Genomic DNA, 22,462 nt, shown 5'->3' with positions numbered 1-22,462 from the left:
GGCCACGGATGAGGGACGCGGTCAGGGGTGCGGCAGGGCGGGGGTTCACTCGGCTCTCCCGTCGCCGATCCACCAGGCGGCGGTCGAACCCGGCAGCGCACCGGCCGGGCAGGGGCCGCTGGCCAGCAGCGGAGCCCCGGAGACGGGAGCCGGTACGGGCGCGGTGCCGAAGTTGACGGCACACACCAGCCCGTCCCCCCGGACGAAGGCGAGCACGTCGGGCGGGGACTCGAGCCAGCGCAGGCTGCCTTCGCCGAGCTGCGGCAGACCGCGGCGCAGCTGGAGCCCGTCGCGGTAGAGGTGCCAGAACGAGCGGGTGTCGGCGAGCGCGCGGTCGGTGGCGTGCCGGGCGAACCAGCCGGGTTGCGGCAGCCAGGGCTTGGCGCCCTCGGCGCCGGAGGTGAATCCGAACGGCGAAGCGTGGCCGGACCACGGCAGCGGGACCCGGCATCCGTCGCGGATCCGCGCCCGGCTGCCGGTGCGGCGGAAGATCGGGTCGGTGAGCACCTCGTCGGGCAGGTCGACGACCTCGGGAAGGCCCAGTTCCTCGCCCTGGTAGATGTAGGCGGCGCCGGGGAGCGCCAGCATCAGCAGCGCGGCGGCCCGGGCGCGGGCCGAGCCGAGCCCGCTGGACTCGGTGCCGCACTCCCCGTACCGGGTCACGGTACGGACCTGGTCGTGGTTGTTCAGCACCCAGGTGACGGTGGAACCCGTGCCCGCGATGTCCTGCATCGCCTCGGAGACGGCCTTGCGGAACGCGGCGGCGTCCCAGGGCGCGCTCAGCAGGTCGAAGAAGAAGGCCTGGTGGAGTTCGTCCGGCCGGACGTAGCGGGCGTGCTCGCGCGCGGTGGGCACGGACACCTCGCCGACCAGCAGACGCTCCCTGCCGTCGCGCGCGGTGTACTCCTCGCACAGCGACCGCCAGTGGCGCCACACGTCGTGCACCTCGGGCTGGTTCCAGGCGAGGGGGTTGACGGAGTCGCGGGTGCGCGCGTCGGCCTCCGGGTCGGGGGAGTCGGGCAGTTCCGGGTGCTTGAACAGGCCGGCGGCGACATCGATGCGGAAGCCGTCGACGCCCCGGTCGAGCCAGAAGCGCAGCACCTGCTCGAAGTGGGCGCCGGTCTCGGGCGTGCGCCAGTTCAGATCGGGCTGCTCGGGCGTGAACATGTGCAGGTACCACTGGCCGGGGCTGCCGTCCGGCTCGGTCACCCGGCTCCACGCCGGGCCGCCGAACATCGCGTGCCAGTTGTTGGGGGGCACGTCACCGCCGGGGCCGCGGCCCTCGGCGAAGTGGAACCGGGCGCGGGCCGCGCTTTCCGGCCCGGCGGCGAGGGCCTCGCGGAACCATGTGTGCTCGCTGGAGCAGTGGTTGGGGACGATGTCGAGCAGCACCTTGATCCCGAGCCGGTGCGCGGCGGTGATCAGCAGTTCGAACTCGGCCAGGTCGCCGTACACCGGGTCCACGTCGCAGTAGTCGGCGACGTCGTAGCCGTGGTCGTGCTGCGGTGAGGGGTAGAAGGGGCTCAGCCAGATGCCGTCGACGCCGAGCTTCTTCAGATACGGCAGTCCGGCCCGCACCCCGGCGAGGTCGCCGATGCCGTCGCCGGTGCTGTCCAGGAAGCTGCGGACATACACCTGGTAGATCACCGCGTCGCGCCACCAGCGGTGCGGGAGGCGGTGCGAGAGGCCGAGGCCGGCCGTGGCTGTGAGAGTCACCCGTTGACCTGTTTCTCCGTGGAGGGTGCCCCTGACCAGAAGGCCAGCGGTTATGCATACATGTTAGGTAAAGGTCCCGAGAAGATGTCAACAGTCGTGCAGGAATGGCAGGGTAGTTGGGGTGTATGTCGGAAATGTCCCTGCTGCTCGAGACCATGATGATGTGGTCCCGTTACCTAACATGTAGGTAAGTGAAGTGAGGGATGGGGTGAGAGGTGTCAGCCCCGGTCGGTGATCGCCGACAGCTCGCGGGCGAGCCGGCGCACCGAATCGCCGGGGTTCTGGTGCTGCGCCATCGCGTCGTGCACGACGGCCTGCACCGCCAGGCTCACCTGGTCGTAGCGCGTGCTCTTGGGCCGGGCGGCCGCGGACAGGACGCTGGCCCGCAGGGCCGGGAGATAGGGGAAGCGCCGGACCAGTTCGGGATCCTGGTAGAGCTCCGCCCGTACCGGCGGCAGCGCACCCTCGGTGAGCACCTTGCGCTGCACGGGCGCGCTGGTGAGATAGGCGATCAGGTCGCGAGCCGACTCCGGGTGCCGGGCGCGGGCGCTGACCGCGAGGTTCGAACCGCCGAGCACGCTGGTCCCCGACCCGCGGGGCCCGGGCAGCGGTACCGCGCCGAACTTCCCCGCCACCCGCGAGTCGGCGCCGGAGGCCCCGGCGTATGCGTACGGCCAGTTGCGCAGGAAGAGCAGCCTGCCGTCCTGGAACGCCTGCCGGGACTCCTCCTCCGTGTAGGTCAGCGCCTCCCTCGGGATCCAGCCGTCGCGCACCCCGCGGGCCAGGAAGCCGAGACCGGTGCGGACCGCCGGGGAGTCCACGGCGACCCGGCCTTCGCCGTCGAGGATGGATCCCCCGGCCGAGTACACCGCCTCCGTCGCGTTGACGGTGAGGCCTTCGTACGGCAGGAACTGCCCGGCGTAACCGCCGAGCCCGAACCGGGGCGCCAGCGTCTTCGCCTGCTTCTCCAGCTCCGCCCAGCTGGACGGCGGGCTCACGCCCGCACGGTCGAGGACGTCCTTGCGGTAGTAGAGCATCCCGGCGTTCGTGACGTAGGGGACGGCGTACAGCGTTTCCCTGTACGTCGCCGTGTCGAGCACCGGCCGCAGGAAGCTGCCGACGGGGAAGTGCTTCGCCTCCAGCGGGGCGATCCAGCCCGCGGCGGCGAACTCCGAGGTCCACGTCACGTCCATGTTGAGGACGTCGTACCGGCCGTCGCCGGAGCGCAGGCTCGTGGTCAGCTGCGCCCGCGTCTCGTCCGCGGAGTCCGGCAGCTCGACCAGGGTGACCCGCTCGTCCGGGTGGCCGCGGTTCCAGCCCTCCAGCAGCGGGCCGAGGTAGCCGGTGAGATCCCCGGCGGTGGCCAGCGTCATCGGGCCCCGCCCGTCGCCCCGGGCGGGGCCCGGGGCCGCCCCGGCGCCCGCCGAGACATGCCCCGCGAGCACCACCGCGGCGACCAGGAGCCCCCTGCCGGCGGCACGTATCCACCGCATGGGTTCCTCCCGTGCACCGGCGCGGTCCTCGTCGACCGCGTCCACGGCATGTATACCCGTTAGGCATAAGCGATACTAGGCCCGTATCGGATGACGAGAGCGATCCGGGCCACACCGCCGGACGGCGGCGGGCCGCGCCCGGCCGGCGGGGGACGACAGGGAGGAGGGGAGCGCGCGTGCGTCTGCCCCTGCTCGCACTGCTGTCCCGGGGGCCCGCGCACGGCTACGAGCTCAAGCAGGACCTTGAGCAACTGCTGGGCGCCGCGTACCCTCAGCCGAACATCGGCCAGATCTATGTGACGCTCGGGCGCCTGGAGAAGTCGGGGCTGATCGAGGGCGAGGAGATCGCCCAGTCGAGCCGGCCCAACAAGAGGATCTACCGCCTCACCGAGGCCGGGACGGAGGCGCTGCGCGCCTGGTTCGAGGAGACGGCGGACGAGCCGCGGGTGCGGGACGAGTTCTTCATGAAACTCGCCCTCGCCCCGAGGACCGGGCTCGCCGACCAGATCGCCCTCATCAACAAGCAGCGACGCGAGTACCTGAACACCATGCGCAACCTGTCGAAGCTTTCCGCGACCGAGGACCGGGACAACCGCATAGCCCAGCTGCTGATCGAGGGAGCCATGCTGCATCTGCAGGCCGACCTCGACTGGCTGGAGCGCTGCCAGGAGGAGCTGGAGGGGCTGGAATGAGCCGTACCGCCGACCCGGACGACGCCCCACGGATCCCGCTCCTGCGCGCGGAGGGGCTCGTCAAGACCCACTACGGCGAGGGCGCCCCGGCCCATGCCGTGCGCGGAGTGGACCTGTCCGTGCGCCACGGGGAGTTCGTCGCCGTCACGGGCCCCTCGGGAGCCGGCAAGTCCACCCTGCTGCACCTGCTCGGCGGGCTGCAGCGGCCCGACAGCGGGAGCATCCGGCTCGACGGCGAGTGCACCGACTCCTACAGCGAGGCCCGGTGGGCGACGGAGCGGCGCCGCCGGATCGGCATCGTCTTCCAGTTCTTCAACCTGGTGTCCAACCTCACGGTCGCCGACAACGTCGAACTGCCCGCCCTGCTGGCCGGCACCGGCACCCGCCAGGCGCGGGCCGAACGCGAGAAGCTGCTGGCCGAGCTGGGGCTGGAGGGCAAGGCCCGCAGCATGCCGGGCGAGCTGTCCGGCGGTGAGCAGCAGCGGGTCGCACTCGCCCGCGCCCTGGTCAACCACCCCCGGCTGCTGCTGGCCGACGAGCCGGCGGGCAGCCTCGACAGCAAGGGCACCCGGGAGGTCATGCGCCTGCTGTCCCGCTTCCACCAGCGCGGCCAGACCATCCTCCTCGTCACCCATGACGCGCGGCTCGCCAGCGCCGCCGACCGGGTCGTCAGCTTCTTCGACGGCCGCATAGCCGACGACGCCGAACTGGGCGGCGCCCCCGCCCGGGGCACCGGACTGTCCGGCGTCCTCGAACTGAAGGACTGACCGTGCGGGCCACCCTGCGCTGGGCGCACGCCGATCTGCGCACCCACCGGGGCGAGGCGCTGTTCCTCGTCTCCGCCACCGCGGGAATCGTCGCGGCACTGCTGCTCGCGGCCGCCCTCTTCGGCTACGCCACCAACCCCTGGCAGCGGATCTTCGCCCAGTCCCACGGAGCCCACGTCTGGATCAGCACCGGGCCCTCGGCCGACCCCGCCCGGCTCGCCGCCCTCGACGGGGTACGGGCCGTGTCCGGCCCCTTCCCCACCTCCGCGGCGACCGTGGCCTCCCCCGGCGCCCGGGCGTCCGTCGAACTCCGCGGCAGCGGTGCCGAACCGCCCGCCACCGGGCGCCCCCTGATCACCTCGGGCCGCTGGCTCACCCCGGCGGCCCCGGACGGCGTCGTCCTGGAGAGCAGCCTGGCCCGCGCGCTCGTCGCCGGCCCCGGCGACAGCCTCACCCTCCCCGGCACCGACCGCACCCTCACCGTCGTCGGCGTCGCCGACAGCGCCGAACCGCGCTACCGGCCCGGCGAGCGCCCCGGCACCGTCTGGGCCCTGCCCGCCCAAGTACGCGCCGCCGGCGAGAGACCAGGTCAGATCGTCGGACTGCGGCTCGCCGACCCCGAGGACACCGACTACGCCGTCCAGCGCGCCGTCACCATGCTCGGCGCCGGGGCGGTCACCGACGTCTCCCACTGGAAGCAGGCCCGCTCAAAGGCCCAGGGGGACACCCGGCTGCTCGGCCAGGTGCTCGGGCTCTTCGGGCTGGGCGCGCTGCTCGCGGCAGCGCTCGCCGTCTTCGGTGCCATCAGCACCCGGGTCCGCGGCCACCTCGGGGACATCTCCGTACTCAAGGCCATCGGCTTCACCCCCGGGCAGGTGGTACGGGTCTTCCTGGTGCAGCACCTCGCCTTCGCCGTCCTCGGCGCCCTGGTCGCCGCGGTGCTGATCGAGACCCTGGGCAGCGCCCTGCCCGGCCGGCTCGGCGAAGCGGTCGCCGTCTGGCAGGGGCTGCCGGGCCACCACGCCGCGCTGACGGCCGTACCCGTCGCCGCCGTGCTGTTCATCGGGGCCACGACCGGACTCGCCGCCTGGCGGGCCGGCCGGGTGCCACCGGTGCCCGTGCTCCGCCCGGGAAAGGCCCCGGGCGGCGGACTGTCCGGCCCCGCCCGAAGGGCCCTCGGGCTCGGGTTGCCCCCGGCCCTCGTCCTCGGCTGGCACCGGGCCTTCGCCCGCGGACCGCAGACCCCCGCCACCATCGTCCGGCTCGCCCTGCCACTGCTGCTGATCACCGTGGCGCTGAGCGCATGGACCACCATCGCGCGCTTCGACAGCGAACCGGAGCAGCTGGGACTGGCCTCGGCCCTGACCGCCCGGGTGGACGGCGGCCCCGCCGGGCGCGGGGCGGCGGCGCTCCTCGACGGCCATCCGCAGGTCGTGGCCGCCCACCCGGGCCTTGAGGTGGCGGCACTGGTACCCGGCCAGACCGGCACGATCGCACTGCGCGGCCTCGGCACCCGCGAGCGGCCCTACCCTTTCACGGTCGTCGAGGGCCGCGCCCCCGACGGCCGCGACGAGGCGGTGGCCGGACAGGGCCTGCTCGATCTGCTCGGAGTCGGGGTCGGCGACTGGGTGCGGATGACCGTCGGGGGCCACCCCCAGGTCCTGCACATCGTGGGCCGCAGCATCGAACCGGAGAACGGCGGCCGGACCATCTCCACCTCACTCGACACGCTCCGCGAGAACGACCCCGCCCTGCGGGCGACCCTCTACCGGCTCCAGCTGCGGCCGGGTGCCGACCCGGCCGGGGTGCGCGCCGAACTGACCGAGGCGTCGCAGGGGCGGCTCGACATCCACGAGGTCGCCAGCCCGGCCGACCGGCTCGCCACGATGCGGACGGTCGTCGCCGGACTCGTCGCCGTGCTCGCCCTGATCGGTCTCACGGAGCTGTCGACGGCGATCGGCGGGAGTGTCCGGGACGGTGAGCGCGACCTGCTCGCCCTGAAGGCGATCGGTCTGTCACCCCGGCAGATCACCGCGGTCACCGTGACCGCGGTCGGCTGCACGGCGCTGGCCGCCGCGGTGGCGGGTGCGGGCCTCGGGGTTCCCCTGGCGCGGTGGCTGATCGACGCCGAGGGCCGCTCCAGCGGCATCGGCGCCGGTATCGCACAGGCCCCGTCGCCGCTCCACCTGGTGCTGCTCGCGGCCGCCGCGGTCCTCGGCGCGATCGCGCTGGCGGTGCTGCCCGCCGCCCGTGCCGCGCGCCGCCGGCTGGTGGACACCCTCGGCGCGGTGGCCTGAGCCCCGCGCCTGCCGCAGCCGGCCGCCCCGCTCGGCGGTCCCCGGCGGCGGCGTCAGCGGGTGCGTGCGCAGGGGCGGCGCGCCTTCTCCGGGTTGTTGCAGACGGCCATGGCGCGCGCTGTTCCGCGCCTACCGCGACAACCGCCCGCTCTCCCCGCCGCGGCACGCGTTCCGGCGCACCAGCGGCGTCCCGCCGCTCGCCGTGCGGGGCCGCACCGACGAGATCTTCGGCCCGGCCGGCGCGTCGGCCTTCGCCCGCGGCGCCCGGGACGCCTGCGATACCCGGGACACCGAGGGGCATGTGATCGACGGCGGTCGTCTCCCGCAGAGCCACCCGGCCGTCGACGCGGGCCATCTGTGCGGCTTCCCCGGGCGGGCACGGGGGTCAGCGGGGCCGGGATGCCGCAGGCGGCGCCCTGCCAGGCCACCGCAGCGGCCCCGCTCCCGCGGGGCCGCGGCCGGGGACCCTCAGAGCACCTCGGTGTCGAAGACCCGCAGCAGGGCCTCCTCGTCGGCACCCCTGCCCGGCGTGCCGCCCGGCAGCGGCTGCTCCGCCCAGATGATCTTGCCATCGGAGGTGTACCGGGTGCCCCAGCGCTCGGACAGCTGGGCCACCAGGAACAGCCCGCGCCCGCCCTCGTCCGTCGTCGCGGCATAGCGAAGGTGCGGCGAGGTACTGCTGCCGTCGGCGACCTCGCAGGTGAGGCCCTGGTCGTACAGCAGCCGCACCCGGATGGGCTGGATGCCGTAGCGGATCGCGTTCGTGAGCAGTTCGCTGAGGATCAGCTCGGTGCCGAACGCCATCTCCTCCAGCTCCCACTCCGCCAGCTTCGCGATGGCGGCCGCGCGCATCCCGGCGACCGCGCTCGGATCCGACGGCACCTCCCACTCGGCCACCCGGTCCGGGCCGAGGGCGCGGGTGCGGGCGATGAGCAGCGCCACGTCGTCCTTCGGGCGGGCCGGGAGCAGTGCCTGGAGGACCCCCCGGCACATCTGCTCCGGCGTCCCGTCCGTGTGCGCGAGAGCGCTGCGCAGCATCTCGATGCCGACGTCGATGTCGCGGCTGCGGTCCTCGATGAGCCCGTCCGTGTAGAACACGAGCCGGGCGCCCTCGGGGATGTCGAGCACCTCGCTCTCGAACGGCATGCCGCCGAGCCCGAGCGGCGGACCGGCGGGGAGGTCCGGGAAGTCGACGCTGCCGTCCGGGCGGACCAGCGCCGGCGGCGGATGCCCGGCGCGGGCCATCGCGCACTGCCTCGACACCGGGTCGTAGATCGCGTACAGGCAGGTGGCACCGGTCATCGCCGGACCGTCGGGACTGCCGCCGGGACCCATCTCGTCCTGGTCGATGCGTCCGACCAGATCGTCGAGGTGGCCCAGGAGTTCGTCGGGCGGCAGGTCGAGTGTGGAGAAGTTGTGCACCGCGGTGCGCAGCCGCCCCATCGTCGCCGCCGCGTGCAGCCCGTGCCCCACCACGTCGCCGACGACCAGGGCCACCCGGCTGCCCGGCAGCGGGATCACGTCGAACCAGTCCCCGCCCACCCCGGACTGGGCCGGCAGATAGCGGTGGGCCACCTCGACGGCGCTGTGCTCCGGCAGCACCCTGGGCAGGAGGCTGCGCTGGAGCGTCACGGCCAGGGCGTGCTCGCGCGTGTACCGGCGGGCGTTGTCCACGGACACCGCGGCCCTGGCGACCAGTTCCTCGGCCAGGGACAGATCGTCGTCTTCGAAGGGGCCCGGCTTCTCCGAGCGCCAGAAGTTGGCGACCCCCAGGACGACACCGCGGGCCTGCAACGGCACGGTGATGAGCGAGTGGATGCCGTACTCGACGATCGCCTTCGTCCGCTCGGGGTCCTGCGCGCGCCAGCCCAGCGCCCGTGACAGGTCCGGCACCACCTCGGCCCGCCCGGTGCCCATCCCGCGCGCCTGCGGCGTGGACGGCAGGAACGCGAACTGCCTGCCGCGTTCGTAGAGCGGGTGGTCGTCGCGGATGCCGCTGACGGCGATGCGGCGCATGTCGCCCGCGGATCCGTTCGGTTCCTCCCCGTCGAGCACGGGGCGCGCGAGGTCGACGGTGACGTAGTCCGCGAAGGTGGGGACCGCCACCCCGGCCAGTTCCTCGGCCGTCCGGACCACGTCCAGCGTCGTGCCGATCCCCACACCGGCGTCGTACAGCAGCTGGAGCCGCTTGCGCGCCACCTCGGCCCGGCCCGTCAGCGCCTGCAGTTCGGTGGAGTCGCGGATCGTCGCCACGGTGCCCAGCGGGCCGCTGGGACCGTCGGTGGAGCGCTGGTTGACCACCAGCAGCCGGTCCCCGGCGGTCAGCACCTCGTCCGTGGCCGGTTTGCCCGAGGCCAGCAGCTCGGCCGTCGAGGGCTCGAGGCCGGGCAGCCCCCGCACCGGCCGCCCCTCGGAGCCGGGGCCGAGACCGAGCAGCCGGCGGGCCTCGTCGTTGGCGAGCAGGAGCGTGCCGTCCCCGCCGACGATCACGACGCCTTCCCGGACCGCGTGGAGGACGGCGTCGTGGTGTTCGTACATACGCGTCATCTCGACGGGGCCGAGTCCGCGGGTCTGGCGTTTCAGGCGCCTGGTGGCCATGGCGGTGCCCGCGGTCGCCAGGGCGAGACCGGCGGCTCCCGCGCCCAGGATCACCGGCAGCTGCTGGTTCACCGCGCCCGTCACATTGCGGACGGTGAGACCGGCCGAGACCAGCGCCTCGACCGTGCCGTCCGGGCCGTTGACCGGAACGACCGCCTGGACCTCCCTGCCCAGGGGTCCGTCCACGCTCTCCAGCAGCACCTCGCCCCGCAGGGACGGCTCTATGGTGCCGACGAAGCGTTTGCCGATCCGCTCGGGCAGGGGGTGGGTGTACCGGATTCCGTCGGTGTTCATGACAACGATGAAGTCGACGCCGGCACGCTGCCGCGCCTCCTCGGTGATCGGCTGGAGGACGGCGGCGGGGTCGGGCGACTGCAGGGCGGCGAGCAGGCCGGGGGAGTGGGCGAACGCCTCGGCGACGGCGACGGACCGGTTGCGGGCCTCACGGTCCGCGTCGTGCCGGGTCTGCAGGAACAGGGCGAGGATCGTGCCGAGGACGAGCAGCACGACGACCGCCACCTGGAGGACGAATACCTGCCCGGCGACGCTCCTGGGGCGCTTGCCGATCAGTTGCCGCACCGACACGCCCCGCAATCGGTCGACGGGCCTGATCACGCTGTCCTTTCTAGCACCGCTTGGCCCCATCGGGCCATACGCGTCCCGCAAGACGTGCGGCCCCGATGCCCCGCACCGCGCGCCGTCCCGGGCTCCGGCGGGGCAGGCGGCCGAGCCGCAGCTGCGGGCAGAGGCGGTTCAGCCGCAGGTGTAGGTGAACCCGGCCGATGCGTCGCGCCCGGACGAGGGCCCGGACACGGGCCCGGACACGGGCCCGGACGGAGGGCTCAGGCGCAGCCAGGCACGGGCCCGGTAGGCGCCCTCGCCGCGGAACGTCCACAGCAGGCGCAGCGTCGCCCGGTCCTGTCCGCGCGCCAGCCGCTCCGTCAGCTCCTGCGAGGCGGTGCCGTCGTTGCGCACCCAGCGGTACGTCAGGGCGCCCGGCCTGCCGTCGGTGCGCACCACGGCCGTGACGACGGCGGTGCCGTCGCAGCCCGGGCCGGCCGGGTCGGTGTCCACCGTGACGCCCCGGACCGCGGGGCCGGGGCCGTACCGCTGCCAGCAGAGGAGGAGGAAGACGGCGAGCAGGATCACGGCCGCCGGGGCGTAGCGGCGCGCTCCGGGAGGCCGGGACGCTCCGGCGGCGTCCGGCCGCGCCGCGGTGCCGGGCAGGGTGCCCGGGCGCCATACGGCGGCCGCCCCGTCCCGCCGGTACTCCTCCCGTGCGGCCGCCGTGACTCCGGGGCCGAAGCGCAGCACCGTGCCCTCGACCGAGTCCGGGGGGGTGCCGGGCAGGGTGCCCGGGCGCCATACGGCGGCCGCCCCGTCCCGCCGGTACCCCTCCCGTGCGGCCGCCGTGACTCCGGGGCCGAAGCGCAGCACCGTGCCCTCGACCGAGTCCGGGGGGGGTGCCGGGCAGTTCGGACCAGTGACTGGCCAGCGCGGTGGCGCTGTAGTCCTCGTCCGGCGGCAGGCCGCTTCCCGCACCGCCGGGGGACGCGGACGGGCCGCTCAGGGGCGCGGACGGGCCCCGGAAGGGCGAGGAGGGGTCGCCGGAGGGTGGGCGCGGGCCGTTCATCCGATCATCCGATCCTGCATCTCGTGGTCGGGATCTCCTGCCGCGAACCGCCGTTCCCGGTGCCGGGCGAACCGGCGGCCGTGAGCCGCCAGTAGCAGGCCCCAGAGTTCCGGAAGACGTGCTCGACGGCGAGCGTGTACCGCGTCGCGCCACTGCGCTCGATGCTGCCGGGGGCTCCGTCCGGGGTGCCGGGGCCGCCCTTGGCCGCCGCGGTCGCCCACTCCAGGGCGATGCGTACGGGTCCGGTGCCGTCCGTGACGACCCGGACGGTGGCCGAGGCGGTCTCCGTACCCGACAGACGCAGCGACTCGATCGACACGGACGTCACCGAGCCCGTCGGCGGCTCCGGGGACTTCGGGGTCGTCGGGGTCGTCGGCGGGCCGGAGGTGCCCGGAGGGGGCGTCGCCGGCGGTCCGGTGGGCGGGCTGCTGGGGCCGGACGGGCTGCCGGTCGCCGCGGGCGGTGCCTGGGACTGGGACGGCGGAGCCGGGGGGAGGGCGGTGAGGGACGGGAAGGCCGTGGGGAAGCCGGAGGGAAGAGGCGAGACGGGGGAGGGGGAGGGGGAGGGGACGGGGGAGAACGGGGCCGGCGACGGTGCGGCGGAGGCGGGACCGCCGGCCGCGTCCGGTGCGGGGGGCCGGGCGCTGGTCGTGGCGACCGCCTCTGCCACGGGGCCGCCGGGACTCCCACCGGCCGGCCGCGCCGCGATCACCAGCAGCAGCCCGACGACGAGCGCGAGCGACGCGGCGAGGAGGCCCCCCGGGTCCGGCCGGAGCCCCCCGAGCCGGTGGCCCCGCCCCACCGAGGTCGACGCCCGCGCCGAGACCGAGACGGGAGCGGCGACCGCCGACGGGAGCAGCAGCGGCAGCAGTGCCGCAAGCGCAGCGAGTTCGCCCCTGCCCCGCTCCTCCCAGTCGGGCCCGGCGGCCGCGCACGCGACCGCCTCCAGTTCCGCGACGAACGCCTCCGCGGTCTCCGGCCGCTCCTCCGGCGTCTTCGCCAACCCGCGCATGACCAGCGGACGCAGCTCCCCCGGCACCCCCTCGACCGGTACGGGCGCGCTGGTGTGCTGCAGGGCGAGCTCCGCGAAGTTCTCGCCGGAGTACGGCCTGCGGCCCGTGACGCACTCGAAGAACGTCGCCGTCGCGGCGTACACATCGGCGGCCGGCGAGGCCGGACCGCCGCTCCACTGCTCCGGTGCCATGTACGAGGGCGTGCCCGCGACCCCGGGCGTGCTGCCCCGGCCCGCGGCGATGCCGAAGTCGACGAGCTTCGACGAGCCGTCCAGCGCCACGAGCACGTTCTCCGGCTTGTAGTCCCGGTGCACGACCCCCGCCCGGTGCGCCGCCGCGAGCCCCAGCAGGGATCCCTTGAGTACCGCGAGGGCCGGTGCGGCGCCGGTCGCCCCCTCCCTGGCCAGCAGGGTGCGCAGCGGTATCCCGTCGACCAGCTCCATGACGATGGCCGCGCCGTCGGGGCACTCGACGTATTCGTACAGCCGGGCCACGTGCGGGGTGTCCAGCCCGCTCAGCAGCCTCGCCTCCGCGCGGAAGGCGCCGACGAAGGCGGTGTCCCGGCGCAGCCGTTCGGTGAGGTACTTGACCGCGACCGGCGTGCCGGTGGCGTCGTGGACGGCCAGGACCACCCGTCCGCTGCCGCCCGAGCCGAGTTCCCCGGACTCGGTGTACCCCGGGACCGTCCATGCGTTCATCCCACCCCCTCGGCGGACGCGGCCGGCGTTCGCGCCCGGCCCCGCGAGCCGTCCTCCCCACGGGGGACACACGAACGGCACCGTCCGGTTCCCGCCGTCGGGAACCGGACGGTGCCGGCCGGCGGCCGGGTGAGCGCCGATCGCCGGAGCCGGGTACGGGCACGGCGGTGTCCAGTGGTCCGTTTCCCGGCGAGCGGCGACCGGCGACCGGCGACCCGGTCCGCGCGCCCGTCGTCCGGTGGCTGCACCTGCTGCCCGTCGTGCGCGCCCGTCGTGCGCGCCCGTCGTGCGCGCCCGTCGTGCGCGTCTGGCGCCTGCGCCGTCCGGGCCCGTCGTCCGGCTCCCACCCGCCCCGGGCGGAGCCCGGCCGGGCCCTGGACCGGGAGGCCGCGGAGCCGCCCGTGCCGCGGCGGTACACCGCGTCCCCGCGCCGCCGATCGGTCCCGCCGGGGTCCGCTTTCGAGTGACCCCCGCGGCTCCGTAGCTGCTCCGGGGCGCCGCCGTGCCGGAGCATCGCAGTCGGCCGGACTCCCCGCCGGCCCTGGGGCGCGTCCGCCGGGTCCCGCCAGGCCCTCCGGGCGGGCGGAACCGCCGCACGGCGCGGCCCAGCCGCCGGATCCGGTGGAAGGCCCTCATGCGCATCCTCCTTGTCGCCAGTGCCTACAACAGCCTCACCCAGCGCCTGCACGCCGAGCTGAGGGACCGGGGCCACACCGTCGCCGTCGAGCGCACCCCGGACGGGGACGCCGTACGCGAGGCGGTCCGGCGGCACGAGCCGGCCCTTGTGCTCGCACCTCTGCTGAAGGCGGCCATCCCGGCCGACGTCTGGATGCGGCACACCTGTCTGGTCGTCCACCCCGGCCCGGTGGGCGACCGGGGCCCGTCGTCCCTGGACTACGCGGTCCAGGAGGACGCCGGGGTCTGGGGCGTCACCGTCCTGCAGGCAGAGGGGGAGATGGACGCCGGAGACGTCTGGGCCACGGCGAACGTCGCCCTCCCGCCGCTCGCCAAGAGCGACCTCTACCGGGGCGAGGTCTCCGACGCCGCCGTCACCGCCGTCCTCCTCGCCGTCGACCGCTTCGCCTCCGGTACCTATGCGCCCCGGCCGCAGAGCGCCGGGGGCGGCCGGGTGTGCGCCAGGCCGTACGTCCGCCAGGAGTTCCGGCGGATCTCCTGGGCGGACGACTCCACCGAGACCGTGCTGCGCAAGCTGCGCGCCGCGGACTCCCAGCCGGGGGTGCTCGACGGGCTGCTGGGCGGCGAGTGGTTCCTCCACGGCGGCCATCCGGAGGACCGGCTGCGCGGCCGCCCCGGTGAACTGCTGGCCACCAGGGCGGGCGCCCTGTGCCGGGCCACCGCGGACGGTGCGGTGTGGATCCCCGAGCTGCGTCCCCGCCGCGGCACCGGGGGCCGGTCCTTCAAGCTGCCCGCCACCCTGGCGCTCGGGGAGCGGCTGCCGCCGCTCCCCGAGCTCCCCGCGCCCCTCGGCGGCCACCGCCGGACCTGGAGCGACATCCGCTACCGGGAGGAGGGGCCGGTCGGGGTGCTGTCGTTCTCCTTCCCCGGCGGCGCGATGAGCACCGACCACTGCCGGCGGCTGCTCGACGCCTACCGGGTGGCCTGCTCCCGGCCCACCTCGGTGCTGGTGCTCGGGGCGGCCCGGGACTTCTTCTCCAACGGCATCCACCTCAACGTCATCGAGGCCGCGGCCGATCCCGCGGCCGAGTCGTGGGCCAACATCAACGCGATGGACGATCTCGTGGAGGCCGTGCTGACCACCACGGACCGGCTCGTCGTGGCCGCCGTGGGCGGCAATGCGGCCGCGGGCGGGGTGATGCTGGCGCTGGCCGCGGACGAGGTGTGGTGCCGCGCGGGAGCGGTCCTCAACCCCCACTACCGGCTCATGGGCCTGTACGGATCGGAGTACTGGACGTACTCCCTGCCCCGCCGCGTGGGCGGCCCCATGGCCGAACTCCTCACTTCCCAGGCCCTTCCGCTGACCGCGACCGCGGCGCTTCGCCAGGGCCTCGTCGAGCGGGTCGTCGCCTGCGGTCCCGAGGAGTTCGCCGGCGAGGTCACCCGGATGGCCGCACGCCTCGCTCCCGACCCCGCGACCCGGACCCGGATCGCCGCCAAGACGGCCGCGCGGGAGCGCGACGAGGACCTGCGGCCCCTGGCCGCCTACCGCGCCGACGAGTTGGCCCGGATGCGGCGGACGTTCTCGGACCCGGCCGCGCCCTACCACCGGCTGCGGCGGGCCTTCGTACGGAAGGAGCCCGCGGGGGACACCCGCCCGGAGGAGGCCTCGGTGGCAGCGGTGACGGCCGCCTGTTAGCAAGGGACGAAAGCCCGCGACGGATCTTCGCCCGCACATCCCCAGGAGACGCCCCCATGGATGCAGGAACGCCGACCACGGTCGACGCCGCGGCCTCGTCCGGCGCGGCCACCGCCGAAGACAAGCCGATCCATATCCTCTGGATCAACGCCGGACTGAGCTGCGACGGGGACTCGGTCGCGCTGACCGCGGCCATGCAGCCGAGCATCGAGGAGATCGTCCTCGGCGCCCTGCCGGGCCTGCCGAAGATCCAGGTGCACTGGCCGCTGATCGACTTCGAGTGCGGTCCGGTGGGCGGCGCCGACACCTTCATCGAGTGGTTCTTCAAGGGGGAGCGCGGGGAGATCGACCCCTTCGTACTGGTCGTCGAGGGCTCCGTGCCCAACGAGGCGATCAAGCAGGAGGGCTACTGGTGCGGCTTCGGCGACGATCCCGAGACCGGCCAGCCCATCACCACCAGCGAGTGGATCGACCGGTTGGCGCCCAACGCCCTGGCAGTGGTGGCGATCGGCACCTGTGCCACGTACGGCGGTATCCACGCCATGGCGGGCAACCCCACCGGCGCCATGGGCGTGCCCGACTACCTCGGCTGGGACTGGAAGTCCAGGGCGGGCATCCCGATCGTGTGCGTGCCGGGCTGCCCGATCCAGCCGGACAACTTCGCCGAGACCCTCACCTATCTGCTGTACCAGGCGGCCGGCTCCGCGCCGATGATCCCGCTCGACGACAAGCTCCGCCCCACCTGGCTGTTCGGCCAGACCGTGCACGAGGGCTGCGACCGGGCGGGCTACTACGAGCAGGGCCAGTTCGCCGGGACGTACGACTCGCCCGAGTGCCTGGTGAAGATCGGCTGCTGGGGGCCCGTCGTCAAGTGCAATGTGCCCAAGCGCGGCTGGATGAACGGGATCGGCGGCTGCCCCAACGTGGGGGGCATCTGCATCGCCTGCACCATGCCCGGCTTCCCCGACAAGTTCATGCCGTTCATGGACGAGCCGCCCGGCGGAAAGCTCTCCAGCACCGCCAGCGGCGCCTACGGCGCCGTGATCCGCAGGCTCCGCGACATCACCGCCAAGGCCGTGGACAAGGAGCCCAAGTGGCGCCACACGGGCGACCGGATCACCACCGGCTACCGGCCCCCGTGGCCCATGTGACCCCGCTCCGGGGCCCCGGCACCCCCTCCTGCTCGACGACGTGAAGACGGCAAGAGTGACGACGTGAAGCCGGCAAGACGTGAAGACGCGACGACATGACGACGTCAAGAAGGGCACCGCACACACGATGGCACCGAAGACACAGGCGGCCGGCGACGGCCTGGTGGAGATGTCCTGGGATCCGATCACCCGGATCGTGGGCAGTCTCGGCATCCACACCAAGATCGACTTCAAGCAGAAGCGGGTCGCCGAGTGCTACAGCACCTCGTCGGTCTTCCGCGGCTACAGCGTCTTCATGCGCGGCAAGGACCCGCGCGACGCGCACTTCATCACCAGCCGCATCTGCGGCATCTGCGGTGACAACCACGCCACGTGCTCCGTCTACGCGCAGAACATGGCGTACGGGGTGAAGCCGCCGCACCTCGGTGAGTGGATCATCAACCTCGGCGAGTCCGCCGAGTACATGTTCGACCACAACATCTTCCAGGAGAACCTGGTCGGGGTCGACTACTGCGAGAAGATGGTCCGCGAGACCAATCCCGGCGTCCTCGAACTCGCCGAGCGCACCGAGGCCCCGCACGCCGCCGAGCACGGCTACCGCACCATCGCCGACATCATGCGCTCGCTGAACCCGCTGGAAGGCGAGTTCTACCGCGAGGCCCTCCAGGTCAGCCGCTACACCCGGGAGATGTTCTGCCTGATGGAGGGCCGCCATGTGCACCCCTCCACGCTCTACCCGGGCGGCGTCGGCACGGTCGCCTCCGTCCAGCTCTTCACGGACTACCTGACCCGCCTCATGCGGTACGTGGAGTTCATGAAGCGGGTCGTCCCGCTCCACGACGACCTGTTCGACTTCTTCTACGAGGCCCTGCCCGGCTACGAGGAGGTCGGCCGCCGCCGCGTGCTGCTCGGCTGCTGGGGCGCCCTGAACGACCCCGAGTACTGCGACTTCACCTACGCCAACATGACCGACTGGGGACGGAGGATGTTCGTCACCCCGGGCGTCGTCGTGGACGGCAAGCTGGTCACCAACGACCTCACCCAGATCAACCTCGGCATCCGGATCCTGCTCGGCAGCTCGTACTACGAGGACTGGGAGGGCCAGGAGCAGTTCGTCACCCACGACCCGCTCGGCAACCCCGTCGACCCGCGCCACCCGTGGAACCAGCACACCATCCCCGCCCCCCAGAAGCGCGACTTCGCCGACAAGTACAGCTGGGTGATGTCCCCGCGCTGGTTCGACGGCAAGGACCACCTGCCGCTCGACACCGGCGGCGGCCCCATCGCCCGGCTCTGGTCCACCGCACTCTCCGGCCTCGTCGACATCGGCTATGTCAAGGCCACCGGGCACAGCGTCGTCATCAACCTGCCGCGTTCGCTCACCAAGCCGGAGACCACCTTCGAGTGGAAGATCCCGCAGTGGAGCAACGCCCTGGAGCGCAACCGCGCCCGCACCTACTTCCAGGCGTACGCCGCCGCCGTCGCGCTGCACTTCGCGGAGAAGGGCCTGGAGGAGGTACGCGCCGGACGCACCCAGACCTGGGAGAAGTTCGACGTGCCCGACGAGTCCATCGGCGCCGGATTCACCGAGGCCGTCCGGGGCGTCCTCTCCCACCACATGGTCATCAGGGACGGCAGGATCGCCAACTACCACCCGTACCCGCCGACCCCGTGGAACGCCAGCACCCGCGACAGCTACGGCACCCCCGGCCCCTACGAGGACGCGGTGCAGAACACGCCCATCTTCGAGGAGAACACCCCGGAGAACTTCAAGGGCATCGACATCATGCGGGCCGTCCGCAGCTTCGACCCGTGCCTGCCCTGCGGCGTCCACATGTACGTCGGCGACGGCAGGACCGTGAAGTCGATGCACGTGCCCACCGGTCTGAGCGGCCTCGCCGGATGAGCCCGCACACCGGCACGGTCAGCGCGGAGCGGGCGGGCCGGCGGGTCGAGGAGATCCTCGACCGGCTGGCCGCCGGCGGCGACGAGCGGGCGTGCGCGGCCGCCGAGGAACTCGTCCGGGTCCTCATGGACTTCTACGGCGCCGCCCTGGCCAGGACCGTGGAGCTGCTCGGCAGCCCCGGCGGCGACACTCCCGGCGGCGGGCACCCCCCCGCGCCGCTCACCGGGCTGCTCGGCGACGAACTCGTCAGCAGCCTGCTGGTCCTGCACGATCTGCACCCCGAGGACGTGCCCACCCGGATCGCCCGGGCGCTGCGCGGAGTCCGGCACTCCCTCGAATCGGCCGGCTTCGACGAGACCACCGGAGTCCTGCGGCTCCGCCTCACCGGCTCGACCGGATGCGGCTGCCCCAGCACCCAGGAGGTCGCCCGGCAGGCGGCCGTCGAGGCACTCGCCTGCTTCGCACCCGAGGTGACGGCCGTCGAACTGGAGCCGGTCACCCGCGAACCCGCCCTCCTGCAGATCGCCGCCCGGCCGCCGGGCGGCGGTTCCGCCGCGGGCCGTGCTCCGGCCTCCGCGCGGTGAGCGCCGTCCCGGCAGGTCCGGCGCGGCCTCCCACCGCCCCGGGCCCGCGCGGACTGCGCCGTTTCACGGCGCCCCGGGCACCCCGCGAGGAACGCTGCGAACTCTGCGGCTCCGCCCTCCCCGGCACACCGCACCGGCATCTCGTGGACACCGAGAAACGGGCACTGGCCTGCGCCTGCGATCCCTGTACCCGGCTCCTCGACCGGCCCGGCACCTCCCGGGGCCGCTTCCGGGCCGTGCCCTCGCGCCATCTCACCGACCCCGGACACCGCATCGAGGACACCACCTGGGAGCTGCTGCGGATCCCGGTGAGCGTCGCCTTCTTCTTCCACAACTCCGCACTCGGACGTCCCGTCGCGCTCTACCCGAGCCCGGCCGGCGCGACCGAGAGCGAACCGGAACCGTCCGCCTGGGAGGCGGTGCTGGCCGCGACCGGCCTGGCCGGGATGCTCGAACCCGACGTGGAGGCGCTGCTGCTGCGCCGCTCCGGCGACCGCACCGAGTGCCACCTGGTGCCGGTGGACACCACCTACGAACTCGTGGGCCGGATGCGGCTCACCTGGCAGGGCTTCGACGGCGGCCCCCGGGCCCGCGCCGAACTCGACGCCTTCTTCGACCGCGTACGGCAGCGGGCCGCACCGCTCCGGGGGAGCCGGGCATGACCGAATTCACCTTCCACTGCACCGGCGTACGGGCCGACCCCTACGCCGCCGGCCCGACGCTCGTCTTCACGCTGCGCATCACCGCCACCCCCGGGACCCGGGTGCACGCACTCGCCCTGCGCTGCCAGCTGCGCATCGAACCGGCCCGGCGCGGCTACACCGACTCCGAGGCCGAGGGACTGAAGGACCTCTTCGGGACACGCTCCCGCTGGGGCAGCTCCCTGCACCCGGTGCAGTTCGCACAGGTCTCCCACATGGTGCCCGGCTTCACCGGCGAGACCGAGACCGAACTGTGCGTCCCCTGCACCTACGACACGGACGTGGCCGCCACCCGCTACACCCGCGCCCTGGCCGAGGGCGAGGTGCCGCTGCTGATGCTCTTCTCCGGCACCGCGTTCACCGGCGCCGGCGGATTCCACGTCGAACCGGTTCCCTGGGACCGGGAAGCGGAGTTCCGGATGCCCGTGCAGGTGTGGCAGGAGATGCTCGAGCAGCACTTCCCGGGCTGCGGCTGGCTCAGACTGCCCCGCGCGACCATGGACGCCCTCCTCGCCTTCCGCTCCCGGCGCGCCCTGCCGTCCTGGGAGTCCACGGTCGAGGCCCTGCTCGACGCCTCCGGCGGGAGGACCGCCCCGTGACCGCCCCCGCCTCCGACGCTTCCTCCTCCGCCGCATTCGCCCCCGCGGTCGAGGCCCGGCTCGCCACCGCGCGACAGGTCGCCGACGCGGTCCTGTTCGAGGGCTATGTGCTGTACCCGTACCGGGCCTCTGCGGCCAAGAACCGGCTGCGCTGGCAGTTCGGGGTGCTCGTGCCGCCCGCGTGGAGCGCACGCGGCGGGGAGCACTCCTTCCAGCAAACCGAATGCCTGATGGAACCCCGGCCCGGCGCGAACCTCGCGGTGGAGGTCCGCTTCCTGCACGCCCGTCGGCGCACCGTCCAACGAGTCCTCCCGGACGGCGGGTTCGAAACGGTCCCCGGACTCCACCTGGACGACCGGATCCTGGTCCCCTGGGACGAGGGTGTGGAGGAACGCGTCGAACTGACCGTGCCCGTAGCCGGTTTGGCGGGCGAGGGCGTCGCCGTCCCCTTCACCCGGCCGGCCCGCCGGGAGACCGAACCGGTCCTGGACGGCGAGGGACGCACCGCCGGCCGCCTGCTGCGCCGCCGCGGGGAGATCAGCGGGGTGGTGCGGCTGTCCGCGGCCGAACTCGACGGCCCCTACCGGACGACGCGGCTCACGGCCGTCGTGGAGAACACCTGCGACTGGGTGCCGGGACCGGGCGGGGACCGCGACGCGGCCCTGGCGCACTCGCTGCTCGCCAGCCATCTGCTGCTCTGCCTCGACCGCGGCGCGTTCCTGTCCATGACCGGCCCGCCGGAGTGGGCCAAGGGGGCCGTCGCGGCCTGCCGCAACCTCCGCACCTGGCCGGTGCTCGCGGGCGAACCCGGCCGCACCGACCTCGTGCTGTCCTCCCCGATCATCCTCGAGGACCATCCGGCCATCGCGCCGGAGAGCCCCGGCGCCCTGTACGACGCCACCGAGATCGACGAGATCCTCGCCCTGCGCACCGCGGCCCTCACGGACGAGGAGAAGCGCGAGGCCAGGGGCACCGACGAGCGTGCGGCCGCCGTCGTCGAACTCGCCGACACCATGCCGGCGGAGGTACTGGAGCGGCTGCACGGCGCCGTGCGCAGCCTGCGGGAGGCCACCGGCCCGGCGCCGCAGGAGGATCCCCTCGCTCCGTTCGCCCCCTGCGACCACGGCACCGCCCGCCCCGACACCCCCTGGTGGGATCCGGGCGGGGACACCGGCGTCGACCCGGAGCACGACCGGGTGGTGGTGGACGGCGCCGCCCTCGGGGCCGGAAGCCGGGTCGTACTGCGGCCCGGGCTGCGGCGCAGCGACGCGCAGGACCTGTTCCTGCACGGCCGGACCGCCCTGGTCGAGGCCGTTCTCCACGACGTGGACGGCGGTGTGCACCTCGCGGTCACCGTGGAGGGCGACCCGGGCGCCGACATCCGCCGTGAGCAGGGCCGGTTCCTCTACTTCCAGCCCGACGAGGTCGAACCCCTGGAGACAGCGTGAACGCGCCCCCGCAGGACGGCCCCCGGACCCTGGTCGCCGGTGCCGGCAACATCTTCCTCGGCGACGACGGCTTCGGCGTGGAGACCGTGCGCGCGCTGGCCGGGCGGCCGCTCCCGGGCCACGTCGAGGTCGCGGACATCGGCATCCGCGGAGTCCACCTCGCCTACCGGCTGCTGGACGGCTACGACACCCTCGTCCTGGCCGACGCCACGGCGCGCGGCGGGGAACCCGGCACGCTCTACCTCATCGAGCCGGATCCCGGCGGCGGCGCCGGCGTCCCCCCGCACACCGGCACGGACGCAGGCGCCCTCGACGGACACGGGATGTCCCCCGACGCCGTACTCGCCTTGCTGGACACGCTGTGCGCCGGCACCGGCGCACAGCCGCCGCGCCGGGTCCTCGTCGTCGGCTGCGAGCCCGCCTGCGTCGAGGAGGGGATCGGACTCAGCCCGCGGGTCGCCGCCGCCGTGCCCGGGGCCGTTCGCATGATCACGGACCTGGTGCACCAGTCAGCCCCGGCACGGACCGGCCACACAGGAGGAGCACACCCATGATCAAGAAGGTCATCGGCGGAGCCGCGGCTGCCACCGCGGTCATCGCGCTCGTGAGGGGATTCCTCCCGGACCTCAGGCGCTATCTGCGCATCCGCAGGATGTGACGCCCGGCCGGCCCTGCCGGCCCTGCCTTCCCCGGCCCGCACGTCCTCGCCCGCCCCGGCCCGCCCGCCCCGCCCCGCCCGGCCAGGGCGGTACGGGCGGGCAGTGTGGTCCGGGCGGCGCGGCTCGCGGGGTCCGGTCCCCGTGCCCGCACGGTGTGTCCCGTGGGGCTCGC

General features: G+C 74.0%; 17 protein-coding genes and 1 pseudogene. 13 read left to right on the top strand and 5 right to left on the bottom strand.

All coding sequences use genetic code 11. The features are described from left to right. Positions 1 to 45: 45 nt before the first annotated feature. Together SCWH03_RS03900 and SCWH03_RS03895 are read right to left on the bottom strand one after the other, a co-directional pair. Positions 46 to 1,716 (bottom strand): glycoside hydrolase family 13 protein, encoded by a 1,671-nt coding sequence (locus SCWH03_RS03900; protein WP_173261820.1) that lies wholly within the window; start codon positions 1,714 to 1,716, stop codon positions 46 to 48. Positions 1,717 to 1,934: 218 nt separating this feature from the next. Continuing rightward, positions 1,935 to 3,209, bottom strand: coding sequence for an ABC transporter substrate-binding protein (locus tag SCWH03_RS03895; protein ID WP_173261817.1), 1,275 nt, complete (start codon positions 3,207 to 3,209; stop codon positions 1,935 to 1,937). Between the two features lie 176 nt (positions 3,210 to 3,385). Here SCWH03_RS03895 and SCWH03_RS03890 point away from each other — a divergent pair, with 176 nt between their 5' ends. From SCWH03_RS03890 to SCWH03_RS28760, 4 genes and pseudogenes are all read left to right on the top strand, one after another. Beyond that, positions 3,386 to 3,901: a PadR family transcriptional regulator gene (locus SCWH03_RS03890; RefSeq protein ID WP_173261814.1), complete on the top strand. Its 516-nt coding sequence runs from the start codon at positions 3,386 to 3,388 to the stop codon at positions 3,899 to 3,901. Then, the gene (locus SCWH03_RS03885) at positions 3,898 to 4,668 is read left to right on the top strand and encodes an ABC transporter ATP-binding protein (protein WP_173261811.1); all 771 of its coding nucleotides are present in this window, start codon (positions 3,898 to 3,900) and stop codon (positions 4,666 to 4,668) included. The genes SCWH03_RS03890 and SCWH03_RS03885 overlap by 4 nt, the downstream gene beginning before the upstream one ends. A 2-nt stretch (positions 4,669 to 4,670) precedes the next feature. Next, entirely contained in the window at positions 4,671 to 6,965 is a 2,295-nt protein-coding gene (locus SCWH03_RS03880; RefSeq protein ID WP_173261808.1) for an ABC transporter permease, read from the top strand. A 115-nt stretch (positions 6,966 to 7,080) separates the two neighbouring features. Further along, positions 7,081 to 7,341: pseudogene (locus SCWH03_RS28760) on the top strand (alpha/beta hydrolase); the annotation flags it as partial. A gap of 92 nt (positions 7,342 to 7,433) precedes the next feature. Here SCWH03_RS28760 and SCWH03_RS03875 read toward each other — a convergent pair. The 3 genes from SCWH03_RS03875 to SCWH03_RS03865 all read right to left on the bottom strand — a co-directional run bounded on the left by SCWH03_RS03875 (position 7,434) and on the right by SCWH03_RS03865 (position 12,907). Then, on the bottom strand, positions 7,434 to 10,148 hold the full coding sequence (locus tag SCWH03_RS03875) for a SpoIIE family protein phosphatase (RefSeq protein WP_173262493.1): 2,715 nt from the start codon (positions 10,146 to 10,148) through the stop codon (positions 7,434 to 7,436). A gap of 168 nt (positions 10,149 to 10,316) precedes the next feature. Beyond that, positions 10,317 to 11,000 (bottom strand): hypothetical protein, encoded by a 684-nt coding sequence (locus tag SCWH03_RS03870; protein WP_254076543.1) that lies wholly within the window; start codon positions 10,998 to 11,000, stop codon positions 10,317 to 10,319. A 200-nt stretch (positions 11,001 to 11,200) separates the two neighbouring features. Then, positions 11,201 to 12,907: a serine/threonine-protein kinase gene (locus SCWH03_RS03865; RefSeq protein WP_173261805.1), complete on the bottom strand. Its 1,707-nt coding sequence runs from the start codon at positions 12,905 to 12,907 to the stop codon at positions 11,201 to 11,203. 634 nt (positions 12,908 to 13,541) lie between these two features. On the opposite strand from SCWH03_RS03865, the gene SCWH03_RS03860 reads away from it, so the two are divergent. The 9 genes from SCWH03_RS03860 (at position 13,542) to SCWH03_RS29810 (ending at position 22,289) form a co-directional block, all read left to right on the top strand. Next, positions 13,542 to 15,242, top strand: coding sequence for a hydrogenase maturation protein (locus tag SCWH03_RS03860; RefSeq protein ID WP_173261802.1), 1,701 nt, complete (start codon positions 13,542 to 13,544; stop codon positions 15,240 to 15,242). A 56-nt stretch (positions 15,243 to 15,298) separates the two neighbouring features. Beyond that, positions 15,299 to 16,393, top strand: a complete 1,095-nt coding sequence (locus tag SCWH03_RS03855) for an NADH-quinone oxidoreductase subunit B family protein (protein WP_173261799.1) — start codon at positions 15,299 to 15,301, stop codon at positions 16,391 to 16,393. 127 nt (positions 16,394 to 16,520) lie between these two features. Next, positions 16,521 to 18,299, top strand: coding sequence for a nickel-dependent hydrogenase large subunit (locus tag SCWH03_RS03850; RefSeq protein WP_173262490.1), 1,779 nt, complete (start codon positions 16,521 to 16,523; stop codon positions 18,297 to 18,299). Beyond that, positions 18,296 to 18,883: a NifU-related iron-sulfur-binding protein gene (locus SCWH03_RS03845; protein ID WP_173261796.1), complete on the top strand. Its 588-nt coding sequence runs from the start codon at positions 18,296 to 18,298 to the stop codon at positions 18,881 to 18,883. Before SCWH03_RS03850 ends, SCWH03_RS03845 begins: the two co-directional genes overlap by 4 nt. Continuing rightward, positions 18,880 to 19,545: a DUF5947 family protein gene (locus SCWH03_RS03840; protein WP_173261793.1), complete on the top strand. Its 666-nt coding sequence runs from the start codon at positions 18,880 to 18,882 to the stop codon at positions 19,543 to 19,545. The genes SCWH03_RS03845 and SCWH03_RS03840 overlap by 4 nt, the downstream gene beginning before the upstream one ends. After that, complete coding sequence (locus SCWH03_RS03835; RefSeq protein ID WP_173261790.1) at positions 19,542 to 20,183, top strand: DUF6084 family protein; 642 nt, start codon at positions 19,542 to 19,544, stop codon at positions 20,181 to 20,183. Before SCWH03_RS03840 ends, SCWH03_RS03835 begins: the two co-directional genes overlap by 4 nt. Then, positions 20,180 to 21,631: a hypothetical protein gene (locus tag SCWH03_RS03830; RefSeq protein WP_173261787.1), complete on the top strand. Its 1,452-nt coding sequence runs from the start codon at positions 20,180 to 20,182 to the stop codon at positions 21,629 to 21,631. Before SCWH03_RS03835 ends, SCWH03_RS03830 begins: the two co-directional genes overlap by 4 nt. Then, positions 21,628 to 22,185, top strand: coding sequence for a hydrogenase maturation protease (locus tag SCWH03_RS03825; RefSeq protein ID WP_173261784.1), 558 nt, complete (start codon positions 21,628 to 21,630; stop codon positions 22,183 to 22,185). The genes SCWH03_RS03830 and SCWH03_RS03825 overlap by 4 nt, the downstream gene beginning before the upstream one ends. Next, positions 22,182 to 22,289 carry a DUF6893 family small protein gene (locus tag SCWH03_RS29810; protein ID WP_371872602.1) on the top strand — a complete coding sequence of 36 codons (108 nt, stop codon included), beginning with the start codon at positions 22,182 to 22,184 and terminating at the stop codon, positions 22,287 to 22,289. Before SCWH03_RS03825 ends, SCWH03_RS29810 begins: the two co-directional genes overlap by 4 nt. Positions 22,290 to 22,462: the final 173 nt, after the last annotated feature.

This window comes from Streptomyces pacificus, from assembly GCF_011766325.1.
GTDB classification, from domain to species: Bacteria; Actinomycetota; Actinomycetes; order Streptomycetales; family Streptomycetaceae; genus Streptomyces; species Streptomyces pacificus.
Note: the sequence above shows the minus strand (reverse complement) of the source record. Positions and strands in the feature narration are given on the sequence as shown.